The organism is Pseudomonas sp. PB106, from assembly GCF_009764645.1.
Taxonomy (GTDB): domain Bacteria; phylum Pseudomonadota; class Gammaproteobacteria; order Pseudomonadales; family Pseudomonadaceae; genus Aquipseudomonas.
Map to the genome: position 1 here is coordinate 1 of NZ_RWIM01000189.1, position 15701 is coordinate 15701.

Sequence of the window (15701 nt, forward strand, 5' to 3'; positions counted from 1 at the left end):
TGCCAGAAGGCGTTGAAATGGTAATGCCAGGTGACAACATTCAGATGACTGTTACCCTGATCAAAACCATCGCGATGGAAGACGGTCTGCGTTTCGCTATCCGTGAAGGCGGTCGTACCGTCGGCGCCGGCGTCGTAGCCAAAATCATCGAGTAAGTAGTTGTAATGTATTTTTCGGGCCGGCATAATGGTCGGCCTGATTTTGTTTTAGGTCAGTAGCTCAATTGGCAGAGCGACGGTCTCCAAAACCGTAGGTTGGGGGTTCGATTCCCTCCTGACCTGCCAGATTCACTTGGTGTGTCTGGCTTTCTTTTCACAGGATCTTCATAGATGACTCCTAAGGCTGAAGCTCAAGGCTCTCGCTTCGATCTGCTCAAGTGGCTTGTAGTTGTCGCTTTGGTGGTTGTTGGCGTTGTTGGTAATCAGTATTACGCTGCTTCGCCGATCCTGTACCGTGTACTCGCTTTGCTTGTCATTGCTGCTGTAGCTGCCTTTGTAGGCCTGCAGACTGCGAAGGGCAAGTCTTTCTTTGTACTGGTTAAGGAAGCTCGTACCGAGATTCGTAAAGTCGTGTGGCCAACTCGCCAAGAAACCACGCAGACCACCCTGATTGTGGTGGCTGTTGTTCTGGTTATGGCGTTGCTGTTGTGGGGGCTTGATTCCCTGCTCGGCTGGCTTGTTTCCTTGATTGTCGGCTAAGGGTGTCCCGTGGCTAAGCGTTGGTATGTTGTGCATGCTTACTCGGGTTACGAGAAGCATGTGATGCGCTCGCTGGTCGAGCGCGTAAAGCTGGCTGGCATGGAAGATGGCTTCGGCGAAATTCTGGTTCCCACTGAAGAAGTGGTTGAGATGCGTAACGGCCAGAAGCGCAAAAGTGAGCGTAAGTTCTTTCCAGGCTATGTGCTGGTTCAGATGGATATGAACGAGGGTACTTGGCACTTGGTCAAAGATACTCCTCGGGTGATGGGTTTTATTGGCGGTACCGCCGATAAGCCTGCGCCGATTACTGATAAAGAGGCAGAAGCCATCCTGCGTCGGGTGGCTGATGGTAGCGATAAGCCTAAGCCCAAGACTCTGTTTGAGCCGGGTGAGATGGTTCGTGTTACTGATGGTCCGTTCGCTGACTTCAATGGCACTGTCGAAGAAGTTAATTACGAAAAGAGTCGCGTCCAGGTGGCGGTGACAATTTTCGGTCGCTCTACTCCGGTAGAGTTGGAGTTCAGTCAGGTCGAAAAGGTCTAGCTGAGCACGCATCCCAACCCCGCAGCCATAGGCTGTGGGGTTTTGTCGTCACTGGGATAAACGCGCAAGTAACCGGGGAGCCTTTCGTGGCGTTCGAACCCGTAATTGGAGTGCCTCATGGCCAAGAAGATTACCGCTTACATCAAGCTGCAAGTGAAGGCCGCTCAGGCTAACCCAAGCCCACCTGTTGGTCCTGCTCTGGGTCAGCATGGCGTGAACATCATGGAATTCTGCAAGGCTTTCAACGCCCGTACCCAGGGTCTTGAAGCTGGCCTGCCGACTCCAGTGATCATCACTGTCTACAGCGACCGTAGCTTCACTTTTGAAACCAAATCCACCCCTGCTTCGGTTCTGCTGAAGAAGGCGGCCGGTCTGACCAGCGGTTCCGCTCGTCCGAACACCGTTAAGGTTGGCACCGTTACCCGTGCTCAGCTGGAAGAAATCGCGAAAACCAAAAACGCGGATCTGACTGCAGCTGATATGGATGCAGCCGTGCGTACTATCGCCGGTTCTGCTCGTAGCATGGGCCTTAACGTGGAGGGTGTGTAATGGCTAAGCTGACCAAGCGTCAAAAGGCTATCGCCGGCAAAATCGAAGCAGGCAAGGCCTACAACATTGTAGACGCCGCTGCTCTGCTGGCTGAGCTGTCGACTGTCAAGTTCAGCGAGTCGTTCGACGTTGCTGTAAACCTGGGTGTAGACCCGCGTAAATCCGACCAGGTTGTTCGTAGCGCTACTGTGCTGCCACACGGCACTGGCAAGACTGTTCGCGTTGCTGTGTTCACCCAAGGTCCAGCTGCTGAAGCTGCTCTGGCTGCCGGCGCTGACCGCGTAGGTATGGACGATCTGGCTGCCGAAATGAAAGGCGGCGATCTGAACTATGACGTAGTTATCGCATCCCCGGATGCCATGCGCGTTGTGGGTCAGTTGGGTCAGATCCTCGGTCCACGTGGTCTGATGCCTAACCCTAAAGTCGGTACTGTAACTCCGGACGTAGCTAACGCGGTTAAAAACGCCAAGGCTGGTCAGGTTCGTTATCGCACCGACAAAAACGGCATCATTCACACTTCCGTTGGCAAGATGGGCTTCGACGCCGTCAAGCTGAAGGAAAACGTTGAAGCCCTGATCGCTGATCTGAAGCGTATCAAGCCGGCTTCCTCGAAAGGTATTTACGTCAAGCGCGTTACCCTGAGCACCACTATGGGCCCAGGTCTGGTTATCGATCAGAGCTCGCTGGACGCGTAAGACAAAAGTTGGCGCTGTTATCCGCGCCAATTGAAAAAATTGGGGTCCCTGCCTGGCGGGGGCTATCCAAGACCGTAGGCGGCGCAAGCCTTAAACCATAAGCCTACGCAGATGGTGCTCCCGGTTCCTTACCGAATCAGACACCAAAACGACATTCGGTTCCGATCGAATGAAACGGTAACAAGCAGGAGTTAAACCCGTGGCAATTAATCTCGAAGACAAGAAGGCCATCGTCGCTGAAGTCAACGAGGCTGCCAAAGTCGCTCTGTCCGCTGTCGTGGTTGATGCCCGTGGCGTAACAGTAGGCGCAATGACCGGACTCCGTAAAGAGGCTCGTGAAGCTGGCGTTTACGTACGTGTTGTACGTAACACCCTGCTCAAGCGCGCTGTTGCTGACACTCAATACAGTGTCCTCAACGACGTGTTCACCGGCCCGACCCTGATCGCATTCTCGAACGAACATCCGGGCGCTGCTGCTCGTATTTTCAAAGAGTTTGCCAAGGGTCAGGACAAGTTCGAGATCAAGGCAGCTGCGTTCGAGGGCAAGTTCCTCGCAGCTAATCAGATCGACGTACTGGCAACTCTGCCGACCCGTGACGAAGCAATTTCTCAGCTGATGAGCGTGATTCAAGGCGCTACCAGCAAATTGGCTCGTACTCTGGCGGCAATTCGCGACCAGAAAGAAGCTGCCGCAGCCTAAGGCTCGTCAACTTCTCGCGTTTTTTGTTTATTTCGATGGTCGCGTAGGCCGTCCCCCAATTCAGGAATTGAGTCATGTCTCTGACTAACGAACAAATCATCGAAGCAATCGGCCAGAAATCCGTAGTGGAAATCGTTGAGCTGATCAAAGCGATGGAAGAAACTTTCGGCGTTACCGCTGCTGCTGCTTCGGCTGGTCCAGCTGCTGCTGCCGCTGTTGTTGAAGAGCAAACCGAGTTCAACGTTGTTCTGCTGGAAGCTGGCGAGAAGAAGGTTAACGTGATCAAGGCAGTTCGTGAACTGACTGGTCTGGGCCTGAAAGAAGCCAAAGAGAAAGTAGACGGCGCTCCTCAGGTTGTAGCTGAAGGCGTTTCGAAAGAAGCGGCTGAAGACGCCAAGAAGAAGCTGGAAGAAGCAGGCGCTAAAGTCGAGCTGAAGTAAGCATCGACTTTGCTCCTCCAGCCCGAGCGTCAAGCGACAGGCTGATGGCTGGTGGCTCTTGCCACCGGCCTTTTTCCGTTATTGGAAGCCGACTGGGTCGGTGCCGATAAGGGAGCTGTAACCACCCGATGCGGTGGCGCAAACCATGGGGTTTGCACGATTTTCTGGCTGCTCCCGTCGGGAGGGGCCAAACAAGCAGGTGACCAAGCTGGGGAACGCTGATGGCTTACTCATATACTGAGAAAAAACGTATCCGCAAGGACTTTAGCAAGTTGCCGGACGTCATGGATGTGCCGTACCTCCTGGCCATCCAGCTGGATTCGTATCGTGAATTCTTGCAAGCGGGAGCGACTAAAGATCAGTTCCGCGACGTGGGCCTGCATGCGGCCTTCAAATCCGTTTTCCCGATCATCAGCTACTCCGGCAATGCTGCGCTGGAGTACGTCGGTTATCGCCTGGGCGAACCGGCATTTGATGTCAAAGAATGCGTATTGCGCGGTGTAACTTTCGCCGTACCTTTGCGGGTAAAAGTGCGCCTGATCATTTTCGACAAAGAATCGTCGAACAAAGCGATCAAGGACATCAAAGAGCAAGAAGTCTACATGGGTGAAATCCCCCTGATGACTGAGAACGGTACCTTCGTAATCAACGGTACCGAGCGTGTAATCGTTTCCCAGCTGCACCGTTCCCCGGGCGTGTTCTTCGACCACGACCGCGGCAAGACGCATAGCTCCGGCAAACTGCTGTACTCCGCGCGCATCATTCCTTACCGCGGTTCGTGGTTGGACTTCGAGTTCGACCCGAAAGACTGCGTGTTCGTGCGTATCGACCGTCGTCGCAAGCTGCCGGCATCGGTACTGCTGCGCGCGCTCGGCTATACCACTGAAGAAGTGCTGGACGCTTTCTATACCACCAACGTTTTCCACCTGAGCGGCGAAACCCTCAGCCTGGAACTGATTGCTTCGCGTCTGCGTGGTGAAATTGCGGTCCTGGACATTCAGGACGAGAAGGGCAAGGTCATTGTTGAAGCGGGCCGCCGTATTACCGCGCGCCACATCAACCAGATCGAAAAAGCCGGCATCAAGACCCTGGAAGTACCTCTGGACTACGTCCTGGGCCGTACTACCGCCAAGGTCATCGTGCATCCGGCTACCGGCGAAATCCTGGCAGAGTGCAACACCGAGCTGAACACTGAAGTCCTGGCAAAAATTGCCAAGTCCGGCGTTGTTCGCATCGAAACTCTGTATACCAACGATATCGACTGCGGTCCGTTCGTCTCCGACACGCTGAAGATCGACTCCACCAGCAACCAATTGGAAGCGCTGGTAGAGATCTATCGCATGATGCGTCCAGGCGAGCCGCCAACCAAAGACGCTGCCGAAACCCTGTTCAACAACCTGTTCTTCAGTCCTGAGCGTTATGACCTGTCTGCGGTCGGCCGGATGAAGTTCAACCGTCGTATCGGTCGTACCGAGATCGAAGGTTCGGGCGTGCTGTGCAAGGAAGACATCGTTGCGGTATTGAAGACTCTGGTCGACATCCGTAACGGCAAAGGCATCGTCGATGACATCGACCACCTGGGTAACCGTCGTGTTCGCTGCGTAGGCGAAATGGCCGAGAACCAGTTCCGCGTTGGTTTGGTACGTGTTGAGCGTGCGGTCAAAGAGCGTCTGTCGATGGCTGAAAGCGAAGGCCTGATGCCGCAAGACCTGATCAACGCCAAGCCAGTGGCTGCGGCGGTGAAAGAGTTCTTCGGTTCCAGCCAGCTCTCGCAGTTCATGGACCAGAACAACCCGCTGTCCGAGATCACCCACAAGCGTCGTGTCTCTGCACTCGGCCCTGGCGGTCTGACTCGTGAGCGCGCAGGCTTTGAAGTCCGTGACGTACACCCGACTCACTACGGTCGTGTATGCCCGATTGAAACGCCGGAAGGTCCGAACATCGGTCTGATCAACTCCCTGGCTGCTTACGCTCGCACCAACCAGTACGGCTTCCTGGAAAGCCCGTACCGCGTGGTGAAAGAAGGCGTGGTCACCGACGAGATCGTGTTCCTGTCCGCTATTGAAGAAGCCGATCACGTGATCGCGCAGGCTTCGGCGACCATGAACGACCAGAAAGTCCTGATCGACGAACTGGTAGCCGTACGTCACCTGAACGAATTCACCGTTAAGGCGCCTGAAGAAGTCACCTTGATGGACGTCTCGCCGAAGCAGGTAGTTTCGGTTGCAGCGTCGCTGATTCCGTTCCTCGAGCACGACGACGCCAACCGTGCGTTGATGGGTTCGAACATGCAGCGTCAAGCTGTACCAACCCTGCGTGCTGACAAGCCGCTGGTAGGTACCGGCATGGAGCGTAACGTAGCTCGTGACTCCGGCGTTTGCGTCGTGGCTCGTCGTGGCGGCGTGATCGACTCCGTCGACGCCAGCCGTATCGTGGTTCGTGTTGCTGATGACGAAGTTGAAACCGGCGAAGCTGGTGTCGACATCTACAACCTGACCAAATACACCCGCTCGAACCAGAACACCTGCATCAACCAGCGTCCGCTGGTGAGCAAGGGTGATCGCGTTCAGCGTAGCGACATCATGGCCGACGGCCCGTCCACCGACATGGGTGAGCTGGCACTGGGTCAGAACATGCGCATCGCGTTCATGGCATGGAATGGCTTCAACTTCGAAGACTCCATCTGCCTGTCCGAGCGTGTAGTTCAGGAAGACCGCTTCACCACGATCCACATTCAGGAACTGACCTGTGTGGCCCGTGACACCAAGCTTGGCCCAGAGGAAATCACTGCGGACATCCCGAACGTGGGTGAAGCTGCACTGAACAAGCTGGACGAAGCCGGTATCGTTTATGTAGGTGCTGAAGTTGGCGCAGGCGATATCCTGGTAGGTAAGGTCACTCCGAAAGGCGAGACCCAACTGACTCCGGAAGAAAAGCTGCTGCGTGCAATCTTCGGTGAAAAAGCCAGCGACGTTAAAGACACCTCCCTGCGCGTACCTACTGGTACCAAAGGTACTGTCATCGACGTTCAGGTCTTCACCCGCGACGGCGTTGAGCGTGATGCTCGTGCACTGTCGATCGAGAAGTCCCAGCTGGACGAGATCCGCAAGGATCTGAACGAAGAGTTCCGTATCGTTGAAGGCGCTACTTTCGAACGTCTGCGCTCCGCTCTGGTAGGCCACAAGGCTGAAGGCGGCGCAGGTCTGAAGAAAGGTCAGGACATCACCGACGAAGTACTCGATGGTCTTGAGCATGGTCAGTGGTTCAAACTGCGCATGGCTGAAGATGCTCTGAACGAGCAGCTCGAGAAGGCTCAGGCCTACATCGTTGATCGCCGCCGTCTGCTGGACGACAAGTTCGAAGACAAGAAGCGCAAACTGCAGCAAGGCGATGACCTGGCTCCAGGCGTGCTGAAAATCGTCAAGGTTTACCTGGCAATCCGTCGTCGCATCCAGCCGGGCGACAAGATGGCCGGTCGTCACGGTAACAAAGGTGTGGTCTCCGTGATCATGCCGGTTGAAGACATGCCGCACGATGCCAATGGCACCCCGGTCGACGTCGTCCTCAACCCACTGGGCGTACCTTCGCGTATGAACGTTGGTCAGATCCTTGAAACCCACCTGGGCCTCGCGGCCAAAGGTCTGGGCGAGAAGATCAACCGGATGGTCGAAGAGCAGCGTAAAGTCGCTGAACTGCGCACCTTCCTGGACGAGATCTACAACCAGATCGGCGGTCGTAACGAAGATCTGGACAGCTTCTCCGATCAGGAAATCCTGGATCTGGCGAAGAACCTGCGTGGCGGTGTTCCAATGGCCACTCCAGTATTCGACGGCGCCAAGGAAAGCGAAATCAAGGCCATGCTGAAACTGGCAGACCTGCCGGAAAGCGGCCAGATGCAGCTGACTGACGGCCGTACCGGCAACAAGTTCGAGCGTCCAGTTACCGTTGGCTACATGTACATGCTGAAGCTGAACCACTTGGTAGACGACAAGATGCACGCGCGTTCTACCGGTTCGTACAGCCTGGTTACCCAGCAGCCGCTGGGTGGTAAGGCGCAGTTCGGTGGTCAGCGTTTCGGGGAGATGGAGGTCTGGGCACTGGAAGCATACGGTGCTGCTTACACTCTGCAAGAAATGCTCACAGTGAAGTCGGACGATGTGAACGGCCGTACCAAGATGTACAAAAACATCGTGGATGGCGATCACCGTATGGAGCCGGGCATGCCCGAGTCCTTCAACGTGTTGATCAAGGAAATTCGTTCCCTCGGCATCGATATCGATCTGGAAACCGAATAACACGTGACGCGAATCGAGAGCGGGGCAGGATTGCCCGCTCTCTGCTCCGCCAGGAGGAAAGGCCTTGAAAGACCTACTGAATTTGCTGAAAAACCAGGGTCAAGTCGAAGAGTTCGACGCCATCCGTATCGGATTGGCCTCGCCTGAGATGATCCGCTCGTGGTCGTTCGGTGAAGTTAAAAAGCCGGAAACCATCAACTACCGTACGTTCAAACCTGAGCGTGACGGCCTGTTCTGCGCCAAGATCTTTGGCCCGGTAAAGGATTACGAGTGCCTGTGCGGTAAGTACAAGCGCTTGAAGCACCGTGGTGTGATTTGCGAGAAGTGCGGCGTTGAAGTTGCACTGGCCAAGGTTCGTCGTGAGCGCATGGCGCACATCGAACTGGCTTCGCCGGTTGCCCATATCTGGTTCCTCAAATCGCTGCCGTCCCGTATCGGCTTGCTGATGGACATGACCCTGCGTGATATCGAACGCGTTCTCTACTTCGAGAGCTATGTCGTTATCGATCCAGGCATGACCACCCTTGAAAAAGGTCAGCTGCTGAACGACGAGCAGTACTTCGAAGCGCTGGAAGAGTTCGGTGATGACTTCGACGCCCGCATGGGTGCTGAAGCTGTCCGTGAACTGCTGCACGCTATCGACCTGGAACACGAGATTGGCCGTCTGCGTGAAGAAATTCCGCAAACCAACTCCGAAACCAAGATCAAGAAGCTGTCCAAGCGTCTGAAGTTGATGGAAGCCTTCCAGGGTTCCGGCAACCTGCCAGAGTGGATGGTGCTGACCGTTCTGCCGGTTCTGCCGCCAGATCTGCGTCCACTGGTCCCGCTGGATGGCGGTCGCTTCGCGACTTCCGACCTCAACGATCTGTATCGTCGAGTGATCAACCGTAACAACCGTTTGAAGCGCCTGCTGGATTTGTCCGCTCCGGACATCATCGTGCGCAACGAAAAGCGTATGTTGCAGGAAGCTGTCGATGCTCTGCTCGACAACGGTCGTCGTGGCCGCGCTATCACCGGTTCGAACAAGCGTCCTCTGAAATCCCTGGCCGACATGATCAAGGGTAAGCAAGGTCGTTTCCGTCAGAACTTGCTCGGTAAGCGTGTTGACTACTCCGGTCGTTCGGTAATTACCGTAGGCCCGACCCTGCGTCTGCATCAGTGCGGTCTGCCGAAGAAGATGGCTCTCGAGCTGTTCAAACCGTTCATTTTCGGCAAGCTGGAAATGCGTGGTCTCGCGACCACCATCAAAGCGGCCAAGAAAATGGTCGAGCGCGAACTGCCAGAGGTCTGGGACGTTCTCGCTGAAGTGATTCGCGAACACCCGGTTCTTCTCAACCGTGCACCGACCCTTCACCGTCTGGGTATCCAGGCGTTTGAACCGGTACTGATCGAAGGTAAGGCTATCCAGCTGCACCCTCTGGTCTGCGCCGCGTACAACGCCGACTTCGACGGCGACCAAATGGCCGTGCACGTACCGCTGACACTGGAAGCCCAGTTGGAAGCGCGTGCGTTGATGATGTCGACCAACAACATTCTGTCGCCAGCCAACGGTGAGCCAATCATCGTTCCGTCGCAGGACGTTGTATTGGGTCTGTACTACATGACTCGTGAAGCGATCAACGCCAAAGGCGAAGGTCGTGTATTCGCAGATCTGCAGGAAGTCGACCGTGTATTCCGTGCCGGCGAAGCCGCACTGCACGCCAAGGTTAAAGTACGTATCAACGAAACCGTCAACGACCGTGACGGCAACAGCGTAAGCGGCACCCGTATCGTCGACACCACTGTCGGCCGTGCGCTGCTGTTCCAGGTTGTGCCAAAAGGTCTGTCGTACGACGTCGTCAACCTGCCGATGAAGAAAAAGGCGATCTCCAAACTGATCAACCAATGCTATCGCGTGGTTGGTCTGAAAGAGACCGTGATCTTCGCTGACCAGTTGATGTACACCGGTTTCGCTTACTCGACCATCTCCGGCGTTTCCATCGGTGTTAACGACTTCGTTATCCCGGACGAGAAAGCCCGCATCATCGGTGCTGCTACCGATGAAGTGAAAGAGATCGAGAGCCAGTACGCCTCGGGCCTGGTAACCCAGGGCGAGAAGTACAACAAAGTGATCGACCTTTGGTCGAAAGCGAACGACGAAGTTTCCAAGGCAATGATGGCCAACCTCTCGAAAGAGAAGGTTATCGACCGTCACGGCGTTGAAGTCGACCAAGAGTCTTTCAACTCGATGTACATGATGGCCGACTCGGGTGCGCGGGGTTCCGCAGCACAGATTCGTCAGCTGGCCGGTATGCGTGGTCTGATGGCCAAGCCGGACGGTTCCATCATTGAAACGCCGATTACTGCGAACTTCCGAGAAGGTTTGAGCGTACTTCAGTACTTCATTTCCACTCACGGTGCTCGTAAAGGTCTGGCGGATACCGCGTTGAAAACTGCGAACTCGGGTTACCTGACTCGTCGTCTGGTAGACGTGGCGCAGGATCTGGTTGTAACCGAGATCGATTGCGGCACCGAACACGGTCTGCTGATGACTCCGCACATTGAAGGCGGTGACGTTGTAGAGCCGTTGGGTGAGCGCGTATTGGGTCGTGTTATTGCCCGTGACGTATTCAAGCCAGGCACCGAGGACGTTATCGTTCCGGCCGGTACTCTGGTAGACGAGAAGTGGGTTGAATTCATCGAGCTGAACAGCATCGACGAAGTGATCGTGCGTTCGCCGATCAGCTGCGAAACCCGCTACGGCATTTGTGCCAAGTGCTACGGCCGTGATCTGGCTCGTGGTCACCAGGTGAACATCGGTGAAGCGGTCGGCGTTATCGCTGCCCAGTCCATCGGTGAGCCGGGTACCCAGCTGACGATGCGTACGTTCCACATCGGTGGTGCGGCAAGCCGTACTTCCGCAGCCGACAGCGTTCAGGTGAAGAATGGCGGTACCGTCCGCCTGCACAACCTGAAGCACGTTGAGCGAGTGGATGGCCACTTGGTAGCTGTGTCCCGTTCCGGTGAGCTGGCAATCGCTGATGACTTCGGTCGTGAGCGCGAGCGTTACAAGCTGCCGTACGGTGCTGTGATTTCGGTTAAAGAAGGTGACAAGGTCGACGCTGGCGCAATCGTGGCCAAGTGGGATCCGCACACTCACCCGATCGTTACCGAAATGAAAGGTACCGTGACCTACGTGGGCATGGAAGAAGGCATCACGATCAAGCGTCAGACTGACGAATTGACCGGTATGACCAACATTGAAGTACTCGACGCGAAAGATCGTCCAGCTGCGGGCAAAGAAATTCGTCCAGCAGTGAAGATGGTCGACGACAACGGCAAGGATCTGTTGCTGCCAGGCACTGACGTTATCGCTCAGTACTTCCTGCCAGCCAACGCCCTCGTCGGTGTGGCTGACGGTGCGAAGATCGCGATCGGTGATGTTATCGCTCGTATCCCGCAAGAAACTTCGAAGACCCGTGACATCACCGGTGGTCTGCCGCGCGTTGCCGACCTGTTCGAAGCTCGTCGTCCGAAAGAAGCGTCGATTCTGGCTGAAGTCAGCGGCACCATCGCGTTCGGTAAAGAGACCAAAGGCAAGCGCCGTCTGGTTATTACCCCGAACGACGGTAGCGATCCGTACGAAGAGCTGATTCCGAAGTGGCGTCACCTGAACGTGTTCGAAGGCGAACAGGTAAACCGCGGCGAAGTTATCTCCGACGGCCCAAGCGATCCGCACGACATCCTGCGTCTGCTCGGTGTGAGCGCGCTGGCCAAGTACATCGTTAACGAGATCCAGGACGTTTACCGTCTGCAAGGCGTGAAGATCAACGACAAGCACATCGAGACCATCCTGCGTCAGATGCTGCGTAAAGTTGAAATCGCTGAATCCGGCGATTCCAGTTTCATCAAGGGCGACCAGATGGAACTGACTCACGTACTGGTAGAGAACGAGCGTCTGGGCGGCGAAGACAAGTTCGTCTCCAAGTACACTCGCGTTCTGCTGGGTATCACCAAGGCGTCGTTGTCCACCGAATCGTTCATCTCGGCGGCTTCCTTCCAGGAAACCACTCGAGTACTGACCGAAGCGGCAGTCACCGGCAAGCGCGATTACCTGCGTGGCCTGAAAGAAAACGTGGTCGTGGGTCGTCTGATCCCGGCCGGTACCGGTCTGGCTTATCACAGCGAGCGCAAGCGTCGCCGTGATGCTGACAAACCGTTGCGCGTAAGCGCCAGTGAAGTGGAAGCTGCACTGACCGAAGCGCTGAACTCGAGCGGTAACTGAGTTCTGCGATAAATGAGCGTAAGGCCCTGATCGCTCCGTTCATCGAATCGAGACATTTTGTCGAGGTTCGAGGGGCGGGGAGGTCGGGGCCTTGCCTTGACTGGGGACAAGATCCTCTTTAGACTCTTGATCCCCTAAATTTGGCGGGAATTCGTTCCTGCCATTTTGCTTTTCTTGCAAGACAATAGCGTCGCAAGACAACAGTGGAGCTAGTAGATGGCAACTATCAACCAGCTGGTACGTCAGCCGCGTAAGCGTATCGTCGAGAAATCCGACGTACCTGCGCTGCAGAACTGCCCGCAACGTCGTGGCGTGTGCACCCGTGTGTACACCACTACGCCGAAAAAACCTAACTCGGCACTGCGTAAAGTATGCCGTGTGCGCCTGACCAACGGTTTCGAGGTTTCCTCGTACATCGGTGGTGAAGGTCACAACCTGCAAGAGCACAGCGTGGTACTGATCCGCGGCGGTCGTGTAAAAGACTTGCCAGGTGTTCGTTACCACACCGTTCGCGGCTCCTTGGATACTTCCGGCGTTAAAGGTCGTAACCAGGGTCGTTCGAAGTACGGTACCAAGCGTCCGAAGTAATCGGCCGTTTTGCAGATTTTCATTTTATTGAGTCGATAAGAGTAAGGTCGGGCACGCATCCATTGGATCTGTCCCGAGCTAACCTGAAGACCGCTTGAGGGCTTATCATGCCAAGACGTCGCGTAGCAGCAAAGCGTGAGATTCTGGACGATCCGAAATACGGAAGCCAGATCCTCGCCAAATTCATGAACCACGTTATGGAAAGCGGCAAGAAAGCCGTTGCCGAGCGTATCGTTTATGGTGCCCTGGAAACCGTTGCGACCCGTAAGGCTGGCACCGATCCCCTGGAACTCTTCGAAAAAGCACTCGACGCCATCGCTCCGCTGGTCGAAGTGAAGTCGCGCCGCGTTGGTGGTGCTACTTACCAGGTTCCGGTCGAGGTTCGTCCTTCCCGTCGTAACGCTCTGGCAATGCGCTGGTTGGTAGACTTCGCACGTAAGCGTGGCGAGAAGTCTATGGCTCTGCGTTTGGCTGGCGAACTGCTGGATGCTGCTGAAGGTAAAGGTGCTGCTGTTAAGAAGCGTGAAGACGTGCACCGTATGGCTGAAGCCAACAAAGCTTTCTCGCACTACCGCTTCTAATTTTAGCTTCACTAATTTTGCGAGGGCTTTATGGCTCGTACTACTCCGATTAGCCGCTACCGTAACATCGGAATCGTCGCTCACGTGGATGCTGGTAAAACCACCACCACCGAGCGCGTCCTTTTTTACACCGGCAAAAGTCACAAAATGGGCGAGGTGCATGATGGCGCCGCGACCACAGACTGGATGGTGCAGGAGCAGGAGCGTGGTATTACCATTACTTCTGCTGCTATCACCGCTTTCTGGAAAGGTTCCGAGAAGCAGTACAAGGACGAGCACCGCTTCAACGTAATCGATACCCCGGGCCACGTTGACTTCACTATTGAAGTTGAGCGTTCCCTGCGCGTACTCGACGGCGCTGTCGTTGTGTTCTGCGGTACTTCGGGTGTTGAGCCTCAGTCGGAAACCGTATGGCGTCAAGCCAACAAATACGGTGTTCCACGTCTTGTTTACGTAAACAAGATGGACCGTGCTGGCGCCAACTTCCTGCGCGTGATCGGTCAGATCAAGCAGCGTCTGGGTCACACTCCGGTGCCGATCCAGTTGGCCATCGGTTCCGAAGACAACTTCCAGGGTCAGATCGATCTGATCAACATGCAAGCTGTCTACTGGAACGACTCCGACAAAGGTATGGTCCCTGTTCGCAAGGACATTCCTGCTGAGCTCCAAGAGCTGGCTGAAGAGTGGCGCAACAACATGGTTGAAGCTGCTGCTGAAGCCAACGAAGAGCTGATGAACAAGTACCTGGAAGGCGAAGAGCTGTCGATCGAAGAGATCAAAGCTGCTTTGCGTCAGCGTACTATCGCCGGCGAAATCGTTCTGGCTGTTTGCGGTTCTTCGTTCAAGAACAAAGGTGTTCCCCTGGTTCTCGACGCCGTTATCGACTTCCTGCCTGCACCGACCGACATTCCTGCGATCAAGGGTACTGACCCGGATAACGAGGAAATCGAGCTGGAGCGTCATGCAGACGATGCGGAGCCTTTCTCGGCTCTGGCGTTCAAGATCGCTACCGACCCATTCGTGGGTACTTTGACCTTCGTCCGTGTTTACTCGGGCGTGTTGAACTCCGGCGACGGCGTGATCAACTCGGTTAAAGGCAAGAAAGAGCGCGTGGGTCGTATGGTGCAAATGCACGCAAACGCCCGCGAAGAGATCAAGGAAGTACGCGCTGGCGACATCGCGGCCCTGATCGGCATGAAGGACGTCACCACTGGTGAAACCCTCTGCAACGCTGACAAGCCAATCATCCTGGTTCGTATGGACTTCCCGGAGCCGGTTATTTCGGTTGCCGTAGAGCCTAAGACCAAGGATGACCAGGAAAAAATGGGTATCGCTCTGGGCAAGCTTGCTCAGGAAGACCCGTCTTTCCGCGTTAAAACTGATGAAGAGACTGGTCAAACGATCATCTCCGGCATGGGCGAGCTGCACCTGGACATCCTGGTTGACCGGATGCGCCGTGAGTTCAACGTCGAAGCCAACATCGGCAAGCCTCAGGTTTCGTATCGTGAGCGCATCACGAAGAACTGTGAAATCGAAGGCAAGTTCGTTCGTCAGTCCGGCGGTCGTGGTCAGTTCGGCCACTGCTGGATCCGTTTTGCTCCTGCTGACGAAGGTCAGGAAGGTCTGCAATTCGTGAACGAAGTTGTAGGTGGTGTGGTTCCTAAGGAATACATCCCGGCTATCCAGAAGGGTATCGAAGAGCAGATGAAGAACGGCGTTGTTGCCGGCTATCCGCTGATCGGCCTGAAGGCTACCGTGTTCGATGGTTCTTACCACGACGTCGACTCCAACGAGATGGCGTTTAAAGTGGCTGCCTCCATGGCGACCAAGCAACTGGCCCAGAAGGGCGGTGGTGAGTTGCTTGAGCCGATCATGGCTGTAGAGGTTGTTACGCCTGAAGACTATATGGGTGATGTGATGGGCGACCTTAACCGTCGTCGCGGCATGATCCAGGGTATGGAAGACACAGTGTCCGGCAAGGTTATCCGTGCCGAAGTTCCACTGGGTGAGATGTTCGGTTATGCGACCGACGTTCGTTCCATGTCTCAGGGTCGCGCAAGCTACTCTATGGAATTCAAAAAATACGATACGGCTCCGTCGCACATCGTCGAATCCGTAACCAAAAAACAAGGCTGATTCAGCCCCTTTAGGCTAGGAGTTAATTGTCGTGGCTAAAGAAAAATTTGATCGTTCCCTACCGCACGTCAACGTTGGCACCATCGGTCACGTTGACCACGGTAAAACCACTCTGACCGCTGCTCTGACTCGCGTCTGCTCCGAAGTTTTCGGTTCGGCCGTAGTTGAATTCGACAAGATCGACAGCGCTCCAGAAGAAAAAGCTCGCGGTA

At 55.3% G+C, this 15701-nt stretch carries 12 protein-coding genes, 1 tRNA gene and 1 pseudogene; all 14 read left to right on the forward strand.

Going from position 1 to position 15701, the window contains the following annotated elements:
- A pseudogene (locus tag EJA71_RS23635) lies at positions 1–155 on the forward strand (elongation factor Tu); the annotation flags it as partial.
- A gap of 53 nt (positions 156–208) precedes the next feature.
- Positions 209–284, forward strand: a tRNA-Trp gene (locus EJA71_RS23640).
- 45 nt (positions 285–329) lie between these two features.
- Positions 330–698: a preprotein translocase subunit SecE gene (gene secE, locus EJA71_RS23645; RefSeq protein WP_064589465.1), complete on the forward strand. Its 369-nt coding sequence runs from the start codon at positions 330–332 to the stop codon at positions 696–698.
- A 9-nt stretch (positions 699–707) separates the two neighbouring features.
- On the forward strand, positions 708–1241 hold the full coding sequence (gene nusG, locus EJA71_RS23650; RefSeq protein WP_122592623.1) for a transcription termination/antitermination protein NusG: 534 nt from the start codon (positions 708–710) through the stop codon (positions 1239–1241).
- Between the two features lie 117 nt (positions 1242–1358).
- Positions 1359–1790 carry a 50S ribosomal protein L11 gene (gene rplK, locus EJA71_RS23655; protein ID WP_003228756.1) on the forward strand — a complete coding sequence of 144 codons (432 nt, stop codon included), beginning with the start codon at positions 1359–1361 and terminating at the stop codon, positions 1788–1790.
- Positions 1790–2485: a 50S ribosomal protein L1 gene (gene rplA, locus EJA71_RS23660; protein WP_016772938.1), complete on the forward strand. Its 696-nt coding sequence runs from the start codon at positions 1790–1792 to the stop codon at positions 2483–2485. Before rplK ends, rplA begins: the two co-directional genes overlap by 1 nt.
- Before the next feature lie 199 nt (positions 2486–2684).
- Positions 2685–3185, forward strand: coding sequence for a 50S ribosomal protein L10 (gene rplJ / locus EJA71_RS23665; RefSeq protein WP_008081912.1), 501 nt, complete (start codon positions 2685–2687; stop codon positions 3183–3185).
- Positions 3186–3259: 74 nt separating this feature from the next.
- Entirely contained in the window at positions 3260–3625 is a 366-nt protein-coding gene (gene rplL / locus EJA71_RS23670; protein WP_003228750.1) for a 50S ribosomal protein L7/L12, read from the forward strand.
- 221 nt (positions 3626–3846) lie between these two features.
- Positions 3847–7920, forward strand: coding sequence for a DNA-directed RNA polymerase subunit beta (rpoB, locus tag EJA71_RS23675; protein ID WP_064392269.1), 4074 nt, complete (start codon positions 3847–3849; stop codon positions 7918–7920).
- A gap of 64 nt (positions 7921–7984) precedes the next feature.
- The gene (gene rpoC / locus EJA71_RS23680) at positions 7985–12184 is read left to right on the forward strand and encodes a DNA-directed RNA polymerase subunit beta' (RefSeq protein ID WP_034156498.1); all 4200 of its coding nucleotides are present in this window, start codon (positions 7985–7987) and stop codon (positions 12182–12184) included.
- A gap of 216 nt (positions 12185–12400) precedes the next feature.
- Positions 12401–12772 (forward strand): 30S ribosomal protein S12, encoded by a 372-nt coding sequence (rpsL, locus tag EJA71_RS23685; protein ID WP_003186084.1) that lies wholly within the window; start codon positions 12401–12403, stop codon positions 12770–12772.
- Between the two features lie 107 nt (positions 12773–12879).
- Positions 12880–13353, forward strand: coding sequence for a 30S ribosomal protein S7 (gene rpsG, locus EJA71_RS23690; RefSeq protein WP_007916467.1), 474 nt, complete (start codon positions 12880–12882; stop codon positions 13351–13353).
- Between the two features lie 30 nt (positions 13354–13383).
- Positions 13384–15489 carry an elongation factor G gene (gene fusA / locus EJA71_RS23695; protein ID WP_016984188.1) on the forward strand — a complete coding sequence of 702 codons (2106 nt, stop codon included), beginning with the start codon at positions 13384–13386 and terminating at the stop codon, positions 15487–15489.
- 31 nt (positions 15490–15520) lie between these two features.
- The coding region (locus EJA71_RS23700) for a GTP-binding protein (RefSeq protein WP_232244373.1) at positions 15521–15701 on the forward strand (181 nt) is incomplete at its 3' end.